At 41.8% G+C, this 14,906-nt stretch carries 14 protein-coding genes and 1 pseudogene; 10 read left to right on the top strand and 5 right to left on the bottom strand.

Going from position 1 to position 14,906, the window contains the following annotated elements:
- The first annotated feature begins 293 nt into the window (after positions 1-293).
- Positions 294-503 carry a hypothetical protein gene (locus HCR01_RS29160; RefSeq protein WP_193199510.1) on the top strand — a complete coding sequence of 70 codons (210 nt, stop codon included), beginning with the start codon at positions 294-296 and terminating at the stop codon, positions 501-503.
- Positions 502-594: pseudogene (locus HCR01_RS39160) on the top strand (transposase); the annotation flags it as partial. The gene HCR01_RS29160 and the pseudogene HCR01_RS39160, both read left to right, overlap by 2 nt.
- 57 nt (positions 595-651) lie before the next feature.
- Here the strand turns inward: HCR01_RS39160 and cysK are convergent.
- Together cysK and HCR01_RS29150 are read right to left on the bottom strand one after the other, a co-directional pair.
- Positions 652-1,614, bottom strand: coding sequence for a cysteine synthase A (gene cysK, locus HCR01_RS29155; RefSeq protein ID WP_193199509.1), 963 nt, complete (start codon positions 1,612-1,614; stop codon positions 652-654).
- Positions 1,615-1,633: 19 nt separating this feature from the next.
- Positions 1,634-2,101, bottom strand: a complete 468-nt coding sequence (locus tag HCR01_RS29150) for an RrF2 family transcriptional regulator (protein WP_226889710.1) — start codon at positions 2,099-2,101, stop codon at positions 1,634-1,636.
- A 221-nt stretch (positions 2,102-2,322) separates the two neighbouring features.
- Here HCR01_RS29150 and cysE point away from each other — a divergent pair, with 221 nt between their 5' ends.
- The 3 genes from cysE (at position 2,323) to HCR01_RS29135 (ending at position 6,866) form a co-directional block, all read left to right on the top strand.
- On the top strand, positions 2,323-3,048 hold the full coding sequence (cysE, locus tag HCR01_RS29145; RefSeq protein WP_193199508.1) for a serine O-acetyltransferase: 726 nt from the start codon (positions 2,323-2,325) through the stop codon (positions 3,046-3,048).
- Between the two features lie 167 nt (positions 3,049-3,215).
- Entirely contained in the window at positions 3,216-3,806 is a 591-nt protein-coding gene (locus tag HCR01_RS29140) for a Crp/Fnr family transcriptional regulator (protein ID WP_193199507.1), read from the top strand.
- Between the two features lie 978 nt (positions 3,807-4,784).
- Positions 4,785-6,866 carry an S-layer homology domain-containing protein gene (locus tag HCR01_RS29135; RefSeq protein ID WP_193199506.1) on the top strand — a complete coding sequence of 694 codons (2,082 nt, stop codon included), beginning with the start codon at positions 4,785-4,787 and terminating at the stop codon, positions 6,864-6,866.
- A gap of 193 nt (positions 6,867-7,059) precedes the next feature.
- On the opposite strand, the gene HCR01_RS29130 is transcribed toward HCR01_RS29135, so the two are convergent.
- Entirely contained in the window at positions 7,060-7,590 is a 531-nt protein-coding gene (locus tag HCR01_RS29130; RefSeq protein WP_193199505.1) for a pentapeptide repeat-containing protein, read from the bottom strand.
- 246 nt (positions 7,591-7,836) lie between these two features.
- A complete protein-coding gene (locus HCR01_RS29125) occupies positions 7,837-9,132 on the bottom strand; it encodes an APC family permease (protein ID WP_193199504.1) in 1,296 nt (431 codons plus the stop codon).
- A gap of 218 nt (positions 9,133-9,350) precedes the next feature.
- Here HCR01_RS29125 and HCR01_RS29120 point away from each other — a divergent pair, with 218 nt between their 5' ends.
- Both HCR01_RS29120 and HCR01_RS29115 read left to right on the top strand, forming a co-directional pair.
- Positions 9,351-9,686, top strand: a complete 336-nt coding sequence (locus HCR01_RS29120) for a hypothetical protein (RefSeq protein WP_193199503.1) — start codon at positions 9,351-9,353, stop codon at positions 9,684-9,686.
- 34 nt (positions 9,687-9,720) lie between these two features.
- The gene (locus HCR01_RS29115) at positions 9,721-10,071 is read left to right on the top strand and encodes a type II toxin-antitoxin system VapC family toxin (protein WP_226889707.1); all 351 of its coding nucleotides are present in this window, start codon (positions 9,721-9,723) and stop codon (positions 10,069-10,071) included.
- Positions 10,072-10,443: 372 nt separating this feature from the next.
- Here the strand turns inward: HCR01_RS29115 and HCR01_RS29110 are convergent, their stop codons facing one another.
- Positions 10,444-10,968 (bottom strand): DUF937 domain-containing protein, encoded by a 525-nt coding sequence (locus tag HCR01_RS29110; protein WP_162399716.1) that lies wholly within the window; start codon positions 10,966-10,968, stop codon positions 10,444-10,446.
- 456 nt (positions 10,969-11,424) lie between these two features.
- Here HCR01_RS29110 and HCR01_RS29105 point away from each other — a divergent pair, with 456 nt between their 5' ends.
- From HCR01_RS29105 to HCR01_RS29095, 3 genes are all read left to right on the top strand, one after another.
- Complete coding sequence (locus tag HCR01_RS29105) at positions 11,425-12,270, top strand: GNAT family N-acetyltransferase (RefSeq protein WP_193199502.1); 846 nt, start codon at positions 11,425-11,427, stop codon at positions 12,268-12,270.
- 219 nt (positions 12,271-12,489) lie between these two features.
- A complete protein-coding gene (locus HCR01_RS29100) occupies positions 12,490-13,560 on the top strand; it encodes a DMT family transporter (RefSeq protein ID WP_193199501.1) in 1,071 nt (356 codons plus the stop codon).
- Positions 13,561-13,717: 157 nt separating this feature from the next.
- The gene (locus HCR01_RS29095; RefSeq protein ID WP_193199500.1) at positions 13,718-14,905 is read left to right on the top strand and encodes a peptidoglycan-binding protein; all 1,188 of its coding nucleotides are present in this window, start codon (positions 13,718-13,720) and stop codon (positions 14,903-14,905) included.
- The last annotated feature ends 1 nt before the right edge of the window (position 14,906 follow it).

Raw genomic sequence — 14,906 nt, 5'->3', positions numbered from 1 at the left:
CCTGTGGCTATCAGTGCTCCTGCAATCAACGGTTAATCTTTGAATAAGACGCGATGCATCGCGTCTCTACAACTAAAGGCGCTCTCCAGAAATGGGGGGCGCTTTTGTGTTTCTGTTTTTTATAAGATGTTTATCTAAATGGTAATTAAATATTGACTAGTCCTTCCCATACCTAAAAGCTAAAGGAAGATGCAACCAGGAGATTGGCTAAGATTTTGCCTGTTTATAAACCTTAATTTTCCCTGAATCTTAAGAAATTGAGAAAATTCTGGAATCAACCGCTATCAAATCATGTGGTTAATCTTGCACTCTTGCGATCGCTAGTAGCAACTGAAAAGCCTACTAGCGAAATTATTGAGATGGATTTTCCCTTAGCACTGCGTCAAATATTGAAGGCGCGAGTAGTCTGCTGGATATCGGTGCAACTTAGCGAATCCACATCAGAGTTTTCGGATATTGCAGTCTTGGAGTTGTTAGACGAGTCTAGCGCGGCTTTCATTTAAGATAGCGGGATTTGATTTCGGACTGAAAACGTTTCTTGTGTGCTCAGATGGTTCAAAAATTGAATCTCCCCAATTTTTAAAGCAATCAATATATTTCAAATAACCGACATATTCAATAGCGCCTAACCACCCTACTCTAAATTAAGTATTAAACTTTATTCACCCACTCATTTTCTTCTGGGTCTTTAAACAGTGAGGTACTGAGATAGCGTTCACCAAAGCTAGGCTGTATCATCACAATCAGGCGACCTGCATTCTCAGGTCGCTGTGCTACTTGAATAGCAGCGTATAAAGCAGCTCCAGAAGAAATGCCCGATAATAATCCTTCTTCTTTTGCTAATCGACGACTGTAGGCGATCGCCTGTTCATCTGTTACCTGAATCACCTCATCTATTAATTCCGCACGGTAAATTGCTGGAATAAACCCCGCGCCGATACCCTGAATTTTATGAGGCCCTGATTGACCACCAACTAGTACTGGACTGCTGCTTGGCTCAACTGCGATCGCTTGAAAACTAGGCTTACGCTGTTTAATAACTTCTGCAACTCCCGTAACAGTCCCACCAGTACCCACTCCCGCCACAAGGATATCTACTTTTCCCTCGGTGTCTTTCCAGATTTCTTCTGCTGTGGTTTGGGCGTGAACTTTGGGGTTAGCGGGGTTGCGGAACTGCTGCAACATATAGGCATTGGGCGTTTGAGCGACAATTTCCTCTGCACGAGCGATCGCTCCTCGCATCCCCTCTACACCTGGTGTTAACTCTAGTTGAGCGCCATAAGCTCTGAGCATGGCTCGTCGTTCTTGGCTCATCGTGTCAGGCATTGTTAGAATCAGATGGTACCCCTTGGCCGCTGCCACCATTGCCAGCGCAATTCCTGTATTACCAGAAGTTGGCTCCACTAAAGTAGTTTTTCCAGCGTAAATCAAGCCTGCTTCCTCTGCTGTTTCCACCATGCTTACCCCAATCCGGTCTTTGACAGAAGCCGCTGGGTTCATGCTTTCTAGCTTCACAACAATCTGAGCCACAGCTCCCGATGTTTGGGGAATCTTGTTTAATTGAACTAAAGGAGTCCGTCCGACTAACTCTGTAATATCTTTCGCTATACCCATATTCGGTACTCCTTTTTGACTAAATGTAATACATTGGACTCTGCTGAGCACGAGCCTCTCTTTCTTGGCACAAGTCCTGGAGCGTATGACGTCTCAAAACCTCAATCGCGGCAGCGTTGGCTTGATCCCAGATTTCATAAACCAAACACCTTTCGAGAGTAGGAGGTTCAGAGCTTTCTTTCTCTTTGCGCTCACCTTCGACTAAAGTGACAATCTCCAGTAAGGTAATTTGCCAAGGTTCACGAACTAAAACAAAACCTCCTTTAGAGCCGCGTTGACTCTGCACCACACCAGTACGCCGGAGGTTGGTCAAAATTTGTTCTAGATAGCGTTCGGGTATAGGTTGTTTGGCAGTGATCTCGCTCATGGTCAGAGGAACTTTTTTTCCGTGATGGCTTGCCAGTTCTAAAAGTGCCAGTAGCGCGTATTCAACCTTGGAAGACAGATCCAGGAGAGCGTAGTTTTGGCTATTCAAGTCTGTACTCAATATACTACGGTTAGTCAATTGATTTATCGCGTTTTGTGCTAAATTAATTTTTTTCAAAGTGTTGGATGTGATAGCATCCCACTATCCACAAATAAACTATAAATCTATCGTCTTACCGTAGATTATCTTACAAAATTCCCAATAATGGCCTAATCTTTTCGGAAATTATGTGAATTTCTTTTCAGAGCCTTGCCTAGCAATGATGATCTCAACTAGAAAGTATGCTACTAACTGATTTGCGGACTATTTTTGAACGTGACCCCGCAGCCCGTAATTGGCTGGAGGTATTGTTTTGCTATCCTGGACTCCAAGCTTTACTGTGCCATCGAACGGCACACTGGCTATATAAAATGGGAGTTCCCTTTATACCTCGGTTTATTTCACACATTAGTCGGTTTTTAACTGGAATTGAAATCCATCCTGGGGCGTTAATTGGTCAAGGAGTATTTATTGACCACGGTATGGGAGTAGTGATTGGTGAGACAGCAATCGTGGGTGATTATGCCCTGATATATCAAGGTGTTACCCTCGGCGGTACTGGTAAAGAAAGCGGCAAACGCCATCCAACTTTAGGCTCTCATGTGGTTGTGGGAGCAGGTGCGAAGGTATTGGGTAATATTCAAATTGGCGATCGCGTCCGTATCGGAGCAGGTTCGGTAGTGTTGCGAGATGTGCCCAGCAACACCACAGTAGTCGGGATTCCAGGACGGGTGACTCGTCAGAACAATTTGAGTAGCAATGTTCTGGATCATGATAAAGTCCGGGATGTGGAAGCTGAAGTGATTCGAGCTTTATTTGAAAGAGTCAAAGCTCTAGAAAAACAGTTCGAGCAGATGGAATCTCCAGCAATGTCTCTAACAAAAGTTGCTAATGGACATACCGACAAAGCTAAAAGCAGTAATTCTGATGGGATGATTGAAGATTTTCTGGATGGTGCGGGAATCTAGGCATTTTCAGGGGTGTAGCCGACTAATTACCAATTCGTAATGCGCTACACCCCACTGCGTACCCCTACGGAAAAGCTACGCGGAGGTCTCGTAGAGAAGATAATAGTTTGCCATAACCTGATATATATATACTACGGTTAATCTATCGAAAAACAGTTTTATATATTATGGTGTCTTTATACTCAAGCTTTGCTGACCCGCTTAGTAAGAATTCTAAGCAACTTTTTACCCGGCGGGCATTCTTGCCAGAACAGGAAAATAATCTTTGGAAAATTGAAGCGGGTTTTGTTCGGACTTTTACCTATCTAGAAGATGGTACAACCGTTGCGCTGGGATTGTGGGGCCCTGGAGATGTCATCGGTAAAGCTTTGTCAAAATTGGAACCACATCAGATGGAATGTCTGACTAAAGTTGAGGCGGTAATCTTACCTTTAGAGGAATGGCCACAACTAACAGAAACTCTACTTGCTCACATCCAGCAGGCTGAAGAATTGATGGTTATTCGTAGTTATAAAAAAGTGGATACCATGCTGATCAAGCTGTTGGCATGGTTATCGAATAAGTTTGGTTCGGAAGTTGAAAAGGGACGTTTAATAGATATGCGTCTGACTCATGAAGACCTTGCGGAAATGTTGGGTTCAACTCGTGTGACAATTACTCGTATTCTTGGGCAGTTTGAGCAGGAAGGCTTGATTGATCGTCTGTCTCTGCATCGAATCGTGCTGCGAGAAGAAGATATTTGGTACTATGAAATTTAAATTATTTCAACAATTATAGCCATCGTTACTTGTTTAGTTGTTACGCATTGAAGTTGCACTTTAGTTGGATGTATTGAACTAATTTATTCATAACAGCTATAAAGCGATCGCTAGGAGTAGAGATGTGCATGTGCGCGACATCGACGATAAACTTCGAGCAAACTTAAATCAATGAAACCAATACCTGTTGCTTCTATTCTGCGCGTATGCAAAAAACAACACAACAGCATTAAACACCACAGTATGCTCTTAGAATTTAGTTATTTATATTGATATGTAAAGTATCATATTTAACAATCTTATCTGACTGCGAACTTGTGAAGAGGAATTTGCTCACTATCGTCAATCATTTTTAGTAAAGCAAGGGTATGATTACCGCATTAAAGTGTTGGAAAAAAATTAGGCATGATTAAACATCATCTGTGTTAACTAATAGTAAAGACATAATTAAATACTAAATATACTCTTAATTTATAGTCAGGCTTTAGTTTTCAGATAGGGAATTTTAATGGCTGAAGCCCTAACTACGAACTCTCGTTTATTTGCACTGACTCACTTACTAGCTTTAATTGCGTTGAGCAGTGCGATCGCTAAATCTTATCTATCATTAAATACCTAAATAGCTAAGTAATTACCATTGATGTGGAACAATTCATCTTCAATGTAGCTCAATTACTTTGTTCCTAAATTTACCTTTGTGGTAGTTGCTAATTTCTGAAATAACTGCATACCTCTATCGCTGCGTGTTCCCTTCAAGAACTGTTTTACTGACTCAATATCAGCTTCAGTCTAACTTCCAAACCTCCTAATCTTTGATTTTGTTACTATGTATCAGAGACACGCACTATATGCGGTGATTGCTTAAAGGAATATCTTTGAACACATTTTCCAAGGAATTGAAAAAAAATTCTAGAATGTTTTAGTGGCACTAGTATCTGCTTAAACCAGAAAAAAATATGAATTGAGGTAATAATTTTAATGATTAGAGTCCGCAAATGGCAATCTGGCTTTGCTTTACTAGTTGGATTGGGAATAGTGATTAGTGCTGTTACGCATTTGGTAATAGCAGCTCCTAAACTAGCTCAATCTAAATTTACAGATATTCAAGGTAACTGGTCTCAATCATGTATCACACAACTGGCTAGCAAAGGTATTATCAGTGGTTATCCAGAAGGTACTTTCCGACCAAATTCCTCTGTGACTCGATCTGAGTTCGCAGCAATGGTTAACAAGGCTTTCCCCAACGCAAAAAAGACTCGTAACTCAGTTAAGTTTGTCGATGTTCCCTCGAATTACTGGGCCTACAATGCGATTGAAACAGCTACTCAAACAGGATTCTTGTCAGGCTATCCCGGTAAAGTATTCAATCCCAGCCAAAACATTTCTCGCGCTCAAGCTTTAGTAGCTTTAGCTAGTGGCTTAAATTACTCTCCAACTCAGTTTGCTACTACAACGCTAAATAATAACTTTACTGATGCAAAAACGATTCCTGGCTATGCCTATGCTGGAATAGCAGCAGCAACCGAAAAAAATCTTGTCGTCAATTATCCCGATGTTAAGTCCCTAAAACCCAATAAATTAGCTAGTCGAGCTGATGTGTCAGCTTTTTTATGTCAAGCTTTAGCAGGTGGCTCTGAGCAAGCTTCGGGCATTCCTGAACAGTATATTGCAGGTCGTACTAGCTCAAAATCTAAATACTATTACGTAGACGCCAAAGGGTCAGATACAGCTAAAGGCACACAGTCTTCACCTTGGCGTACCCTAAACAAAGCCTTCGCGTCTGTTCCTCCTGACCAGGGATATACTATTCAAATTGGAGCCGGGACTTTTGATGTAGGCAAAAAAGTTTCAGTACCATCAGGAGTAAACCTTGTCGGTTCAGGAGTTAATTCAACTACTCTCACCGGAGAATTGCGGTTGGTTGGAGTTAAAAACATAACCATTAGTCGCATGAAATTTGATGGTAAAAATCGTGCCTATGAATTGGGTATGTATATTCTAGATGCCAATAAATTGACAATTCACGATTTGGCATTTAATAGCTATGCCACTACAGCGATCGATATGGAGAGGGTATCTGGTAGCAATATCTACAACATTAGCATTACAGATAGTTCCTATAACAATCGGATCGCTGGTGGAGGTGGTAAGCAATCACACGCTTTTGGTATCGGAAACCTGACAAATGTTAATTTGCATGACATGAATATCGACACCAGAAAACGTGGTGGCGGAGGAATGAGAACAATTAGCGAGGATTGGGTAGGGAAACCCAGCGGTTCCAAGTTTAAAGAGGGGAACTTAAGAAATGTCAAATTTTATAACTTAGATATTAAAGTCGATAAATGGAACGCTTGGGGAAGCGGTTATACTCCACAAATGGCTTTGGAGCTTTGGCACGCAAACTGTTACAACTGCGAGATTTATAACTCTACCTTTAGCAGTACGCTATCATTAGCATCCCCTGCTAATAAACAGCCAACTAGCATCCACGCACATCATAATCTCTGGTATGGGCCAGATAATCCCTTCTACGCTTGCGAGGTATCTAGCAACAATATCGAATTTGACCATAACTATATTCGCGGAGGCGCTTATCCCCTTGCCTCATTTGGGATTAAATTTCAAAACTTGAATGTCCATCACAACATCTTTGAAAAAACAGGTGGGCCTACTGTAGTCGGCCATTTTAGGGAGAAAAGGGACAATTTCAAGTTTACTAACAACACAGTGTATGCTAAAAACTCAAAAGATCCCTTCTTCCGGCTTTTTAAAGGGGATGGTGATAATCAGGAGATTCGTAATAACATTTTCTATAACTCATCTGATGAAATCAACAATTCGTTGGGAGCGTCGGCTGGTGTAGCGAATAACATCTTTTTCAACATCAAACCAGCGGGATCTCAGGCGACGAAGCTTGACCCTAAATTCAAACTTTCAGGAGCTTTACCTTCACCATACTATATGCCTAATAGCGGCAGTAAAACAGTTAACTTCGGTGCTATCAAAACAGGTGATCCAGTGTGGATAGTAGGAAAGAAGACTAGCGGAAACGGTTAAAGTAGATATAGCAGTTTTCAATTGAATAAATCACAATTTAGAAAGCTGCTTAAAACTGGCTTTAACCTTAATCAGCATTAAATAGACTTCTTGCAAAAATCCGAATAAAACCAAAAATAACCACAGATAAATATCTGTGGTTATTTTTGGTTCGATTTAACAAATATTGACTTATGCAAGAAGTCCAATGTAATTAAGAATTCTCATCCAGGATTGTTCCTTCTATATTGGCGCCATCTAAATTGGCTCCACTCAAATTTGTCTGGTTCAAGTCGGCTTGGGTGAGGTTGGCTTGAGTCAAGTCTGCTATGGTTAGATCTGCTCCACTCAAATCGGCTCCATCTAAATTTGCAGCTTTCAAGTTTGTCTTTTGTAACTCCGCCTCGCTGAGGTTTGCTTGAATTAACTTGGCAACAGTCAAGTCAGCCTGACTCAAATTAGCTCCATCTAAAAATGCTCCATCTAGAATGGCTCCATCTAAGATGGCTCCACCTAAATTGCTGCCACTAAGGTTGGCATGGCTCAAATTTGCTCCGTTGAGATCTGCCTCAATCAAACTAGTTTGCGCTAAGTTAGCATGGCTCAGATTAGCTCCATCTAATGTGGCTCTATCTAAAATTGCTCCACTAAGGTTAGCTTCCCTTAAATTTGCTTCACTCAGGTTGACAGCAGTAAAGTCTCTTACGCCTGCTGCATAGTTTTTCAGGAGTTCATCTGCTTTCATATCTGTTATGTCTGTTTTGCTAGTGTCTGTCGCTGTGCTAATGAAACGTTTAGTTGAGGCAATCCAGACTACCCAGATAGGCAGAAAATCGCCAGCACCGCAACATCAGGATTAGTATCGTGACTCAACAACAGTGAATGCTGGACTATTAACTAACTTTAGCTATCCTAAACTACTAGCGCCACTATCTATAGTTAGTAATTAATTTCATCCTTATGAGAGATATTTAGAGATTTAAAAATAATCCTACGCCGATCGCGCGATCGTTCGCCGAACTTTATGCCAAATTAACCCAGCAACAATCAACCCTAAACCCACTTGCCAGATAGAAGATTCCACCCAGAAAGCTAAGAAAAGACAAGATAAAAGACCTATCCAAGCCACCCATACAGGATAGAGTCGCTCGGTTGAGGTGAGGCGTAAAGCTGCTAGATTAGTAACTGCGTAGTAAATTAAGACACTGAAGGCACTAAACGACCAAGTTGTTTTCACATTGCCTAAAAGTACTAGTAAGGCGATCGCTATTCCCACAAATATCACAGCCCAGTATGGCGTTGTCTGTTGTTGGTTAAGACGTGCCAAAAATCTTGGAGCATCCGAGCGACGTCCCATTGCGAGTAATACGCGGGATAAACCTAAAATTAAGTTCAGTAGCACACCCAACATCGCTGTCATCGCCCCAATAGCTAAGACAAAGGCAGCACCCGAACCAGCAACACTGCGGACTGCTACCTCTAGGGGAGCGGCTTTTGTCTGTTGAGTGGCATTACCTAAGACATCTGCTCCCACAGCCCCAATCCCAACTGCTGCTACTGTTATATAAAGCACCATTGTCAGCAGCAGACAGACAATCATAGCTTTAGGAATAGTTTCTCTTGGTGAACGTGCTTCTTCCCCCATTGTGGCAATGCGGCCATAACCTGTATAGGCGACAAACATCAAGGCACTAGCATGGAGTATCGCTCCTGGTGAACTTGTAAAAAATGGTGTCAAATTGTCCATCCCTACCTCAGCAGCCCGCGGTAGACAAACTAGGACAAAGAACCCCAAAGATAATAACGTTACCGAGACAATCACGGTATTAGCAACATTAGATCGTCGGATACCACTTAAAACAACCAGCGTGACGATTACTACAGATAAAAGGGCTATGGGAACAATCCAAGTGGAATTCCAACCTAAGACGTTAAGCAAGTAGCCGGCAAAACCTAAAGCGGCGGTTGCAGCCGAAGCAGTCTTTGCTACCAAAAACATCCAACCAGCTGTAAAACCCAAAGCGGGGGTGAGATACTTGTAACCATATTCATAAGTGCCACCACTGACAGGTTGATTAGCTGCCAACTGGGCGCTGTTGAGTCCATTACAAGTAGCGACAATTGCCCCTATTGCTACCGCCAGAATTACCGCAGGCCCAGCAATCCCCGCTGCAATTCCAATACTGACAAATACACCCGTACCAACAATCGAACCCAGTCCCATCAGAGTTGCACCAGCAACCCCTAACTCTCTTTTCAGTTGGGGCGGTGAGTTTGTAAAGGACATCTTTGATCTCCCTGTGCGAACTGCAAGAAGTGGCGTTCATTGCTGAGGATATCATTACAGAGATGTTGGTAGATAATAATTATTTTTAATTACAATAAACATATAGTGTATAAATTATATATTTATTTTATTAAGAGCAAATTTTAGTTCTTTGTGGCTTTGTATTATCGTTTCTAAGAAACGCTATGACGTAAAAAAGCTTTATAAAAGAAAAACCTATGGTTATCAATATTTCTACAGTCACTTTATCCCAGCCTGAAAACCTAAAGCTGCATATCTTGCTAGAACGTGACAATCAAAAAAAGGTAACAGCTTACGTATTAGAATTTCCTAGTTTTCAAGTTGAAGCTTCCACTGAGAAACAAGCTTTAGAAGAGTTGCAAAAACTGCTGTATGCTCATCTTGAAAATCTAGAAATAATACCTGTAGAAATTATATTGTCTCAAAGTAAAACAGAAAATCCATGGCTGAAGTTTGCAGGTGTGTTTCAGGATGACCCAGATTTTACAGAAATTGCTGAAAATATTATAGCAGAACGTAACATACACGACTAGAAAAGGAGATTAAAGGTCTGATTGAGAGAAATTAATGAGCCTTTATATACTTGATACAGATCATGTTTCGCTATTACTGCAAGGTAACAAAGCTGTTGTCTCTAAGGTTGCTTTGGCAGTTCCTAATTTATCTATAATAATTATTACAGTCCAGGAAATATTTAACGGATGGGTTGTTAAAATTAACGACCGTTCTGAATCTGAAAATTTAGTAAGACTTTATACGCAGTTGTGGACTACGCAGGAATTTTTTAAAGGGATTAGGATACTTAACTTTGATATTGCTGCTTGCAACTACTATGAGCAGTTGCTTACAGAAAATCAGCAACTCAATAAAAAAAGACTACAAAAAGATTTGCGAATAGCATCAATTGCACTTCAGTAAATGCTGTGATGGTGACTCGCAACCAGAAGGATTTTTCGCAAATTCCTGATTTAACATTGGAAGATTGGACGCAGTGAGTTTTTTGTGAAAGGCGATCGCACTCTGTTAGCAACTAGCACGCATTGCATTGCTTTATAATGAGCGTGGAAATTTCATTGCTTTAGATATGCAAGATATCGAAGCGGTACATATCAAGTCCGAGTTGATATGGCTGATTGTAACTCTGGACTTTGTTACTACGGTATTGACCTATTCGATCAGTAAAAACAGTTGATTATACAAACAAAAGGGCATACTGAAGAGATTGAGGGACAAGCGAGAGAGGGAAGTACTTTCCTCCTCCACCTCTCTCCAGTACCCTTTCCTCTTCGTTTACCGTCTGATATGGCGACTAGCTAACTGAATAGCATCAGCAATATCAACATCGCCATCTCCGTCTGCATCCAAGAAAGAATTTAGTACTGGATTTCCGCCACTTTGGGGATTCTGAGCATTCGCACCAGATTTCAAGAAATTCAGCACAACAGGCACAAGCAGAGGTAGCAATTGTTGAATAGTGCCAGCATTCAACCCCGTGCGCTGAGCGGCAAATTCAGCTACCTGTTGTTGTATGTTAGGAGAAAACAGCGAATTAACGGCTTGGGGGTTAGGAGAATTCCCAGCATATTGATTCACCAAAGTTTGCGCTGCTTCATTACCTTCTGTGGCTTGCTTTTGTTGTAAAGCAGAACGCACCTGACTACCTACAACTGACAAAACTGATTGGATAGTAGAGGAGTCTGCTCCTGTGCTATTGCTTAACTGATCTACAGTGTTGATGATACTTCCCAGTTGTCCCAAACTGCCTTGTTGATTGGGATTAGCGACGGCACCAAGAATTTGATCGAAAAGTCCCATAAGTTTTTCTTCCTGTATTGTTATTTGCCACGCGATTAATCGCAGTCTACAAAGGTTAAACAAAAAATTATGTCATATCCTGTTCACTTAATTCCCTCCAATTCCCACAGAATCATTTTTTGCAAGTGAAGAGGCATCTTTTATTTTGGGTTTTTTAAGTGATTATTGTCTCCCTCGCAGGACGGGAAAAACAAGTCAATACTTTAAAGTGATTTATTCAAAAAATTCAGATAGTTGAGAAAGCTCATTATCATCAATTTGGTGGCCCCAGTAAGAATAAGTCACCCCAGCAGAATGTATGGATATGGGGCTTCATGATGGTATCGCCTTTGTGAGTCACCCACTCAAGTTTGTTAAGTCCTAACTACGAAATATGAGTGTAAAAATGTTAAGAATTATCATTCAGTTTGCGAAAGCGAAGTTAAATACTTAGCAGTCCAGGAGCAAGAATATCTTATGACCAGGGATAACTTCAGTGTTCGCCCGATGAACAGGTCGGAAGTAGATTTGGCAATTACTTGGGCCGCAGCTGAAGGCTGGAATCCAGGAAACTATGATGCTCAATCTTTTTATCAAACTGACAAGAACGGTTTTTTATTGGGCGAGTTGAACGATGAGCCAGTAGGCTGTATTTCTGCTGTTGCTTATGATCAACACTTCGGTTTTCTGGGTTTTTACATTGTCAAACCGGAGTTTCGTGGGCAGGGGTTGGGTATGAAAATTTGGAAGACAGCAATGGCTTATCTAGCTACTGACCGTAACATCGGTTTAGATGGGGTAATAGCTCAACAAGATAATTACAAAAAGTCTGGTTTCCAAATTGCTTACAACCATATTCGTTATGAAGGGGTTGGCGGCGGTGTTATGCCTCCTGGTATCGTTGAACTGAGAACAGTACCTTTTGAGGAGTTACTGGCTTACGATCGCCAACTTTTTCCTTCTAGGCGTTCGCTGTTTCTGCGACATTGGATTGAGCAACCAGGAAGTGCTGCATTAGGCGTTCTCAAAGATGGGTATCTTGTTGGTTATGGAGTTATCCGGTCTGCCCATACAGGTTTTAGGATTGGGCCGTTGTTTGCCAATGATCAAAAGATTGCTAAAGCACTATTTCAAGCCTTGCTTGCACAAAATCCTGATGTTCCAGTATTTATTGATGTGCCAGATGCCAACTTACAAGCGATCGCTTTAGTTCAACATTATGGCTGGCAGCCAGTCTTTCAAACTGCTCGGATGTATACCAAAGGAATGCCTAGCTTACCTATTAATTGCGTGTTTGGTGTGACAAGTTTGGAACTCGGTTAGAAATATATAGAGCGATCGCAGAACTTCTCGGTTTACTGAATGTACTTCGTTTTACTCAGCACAAGCTACGCTAACAGCACTCATTACTCATCACCGCTTTGGTGACTTTAATACACTTCTGTGGGAAAGGCTACGCCAACGAGAACACAAAACTACATAATTCGGTAAAATTGGGTAAAGCAATTTTTGCGCTTGTTAAATAAAGGCATCAGCAAACCCATGCAGCTGAAACTCAGTGAGTCCCGACTTCCCTTTGCTCCCCTATTGTTAATCGCCCCGTTTTTCCTGTGGGGAACGGCAATGGTGGCGATGAAAGGAGTAATACCCCACACAACACCGCTATTCATGGCGGGAGTGCGTTTGCTACCAGCCGGAGTGTTAATTTTAATCGCAGCAGCATTGATGGGTAGATCCCAGCCCAAGGGTTGGTCAGCATGGCTGTGGATTACCTTATTTGCTTTGGTGGATGGGACGTTATTTCAAGGCTTTTTAGCAGAGGGATTAGTCAGAACTAGTGCTGGGTTAGGGTCTGTGATGATTGACTCGCAACCTTTGGCTGTCGCCTTGCTGTCGTTGTGGTTATTCCAGGAACGCATCGGTTTTTGGGGCTGGCTAGGCTTAGGATTGGGAGTTACAGGTATTAGTTTGATTGGCTTACCGGATGAGTTGATTTTAAATTTTCTTGACTCCGGTGCAAATATCACACTAGGTAGCTGGCAAGATTTATTTGCTAGTGGTGAGTGGTTGATGCTGTTAGCCGCGCTATCAATGGCTGTGGGAACGGTGATGATCCGATTTGTGTGTAAATATGCTGACCCGGTATCTGCTACGGGATGGCACATGATTTTAGGTGGATTACCATTATGGGGAATTTCATCAGTTGTTGAATCCCAACAGTGGGAGAATCTGGGAGCGTCTGAGTGGGTGGCTTTGGGTTACGCTACCATATTTGGCAGTGCGATCGCCTACGGGTTATTTTTCTACTTTGCCTCTAGTGGTAGTCTTACTAGTCTCAGTTCCCTAACTTTTCTCACACCGATTTTTGCTCTGCTTTTTGGTAATCTCTTCCTCTCAGAAGTTCTTAGCCCGTTGCAGTGGATAGGAGTAGGCTTGACTTTAATCAGCATCTATCTCATCAACCAACGCGATACCTTATCTGGACAAAATAACACGGTTACTGTCAACGAAAAAACTACTACACAGCAGCAACAGCTTTTAGAACCACCGGCTAATAAGCTAAACCCCGTAACCCTAACAGTGAGAGAATCTGAACCAGAAATCTTGCCTTAACCCACAAGAGATGAAGAGATGGGCAAAGGAGTAACTAATGACAACTGAATACTGACAAGATTTTTTGTGTCACGTTATAAGTTAACATTTAGACCACTGGACGTTATTGTTGTATCCATGACTTCAAAAGCACGTTCAGGCTGAAACTTCCAAAATTATGAGGCTGCGCCGTTCCTCAATCTTAATATTTACCTGTTTTTCTTGCTTAGTTTACCCACGGGCAAGTACAGCTACACTTAACCTAGCACCGAAAATCGTAGAACTTGCACAAGCTAGTTCCACAGTATCCGCTCGGCAAACTGTTCTCAAACCCGGTAGTAGAGGGTCTGAGGTGCAGGAATTGCAAACCCAATTAAAGGATTTAGGATACTACAATCGTGGGATTAATGGACGCTACAACGCCAGTACACGAATGGCTGTAGCTAAATTCCAGAAAGCAAAGGGTTTAAAAAGAATAGACGGTATTGCTGATGTGACGACTCGGCGGAGTCTGCAAGCAGCTTTGGTAGTAAAAAATCCAATTGTCACTTCTGCGATTATTGATTCTCCAATTTTTGCTGCTCCTATCTCTACTCCCCAACCAATTGCTAAGCCCAAGCCAACTCAGCGAGGCTTAGTTTGGTGGTTACTATTGGGACTTGGGTCTTTGGGGACTATTGGCGCAATACTTTATCTGATGAAATGGATGCGTCAGGTCAGATTAGCGCAAAATTTCAAAATTTTAGATACCAAAACTTCAAGCGAAGCTAACAAAGACTCAGTTACACCACCGTTACCATCAGAGACGACACCAAATCAGCATCAAGATAAATCTGTAACTAGTTCACAAACAACACCTCAGACAAAACTGCTGCTACCAGAAAAAACTTCTCGTCTTGCTAAAGTCAATATTGTTGACGAATTGATGAAAGACTTAGGTAGTCACGACCCAATAAAGCGGCGCAAAGCTATTTGGGATTTAGGTCAGCAGGGAGACTCACGAGCAATTCAGCCATTGATGGAACTGATGGTTGATACAGATTCTCAACAAACTAGCTTAGTTTTGGCAGCTTTGGCAGAAATTGGCGTCCGCACACTCAAACCGATGAATCGTGCTTTAGCAATTTCAATGCAAGATAAAAGTCCACAAGTACGGCAAAATGCGATTCGTGACCTGACTCGTATTTATGACATGGTGGGTCAAATGAGTCAGGTGTTGCGCCATGCTCTGGAAGATCCCGATGCCGAAGTGCGGGCAACAGCAAAGTATGCTTTGAATCAGATCAATCGAATACGTAAATTGTCTGAACACTTGCCTGAACAAAAGAGTTTACCAGAAGATTCACACCAAGATTCACGACAATAAG

Origin of the sequence: Nostoc sp. MG11 (assembly GCF_014904695.1) — a bacterium.
GTDB lineage: Bacteria > Cyanobacteriota > Cyanobacteriia > Cyanobacteriales > Nostocaceae > Komarekiella.
This window is presented reverse-complemented; position numbering and strand designations above follow the sequence as displayed.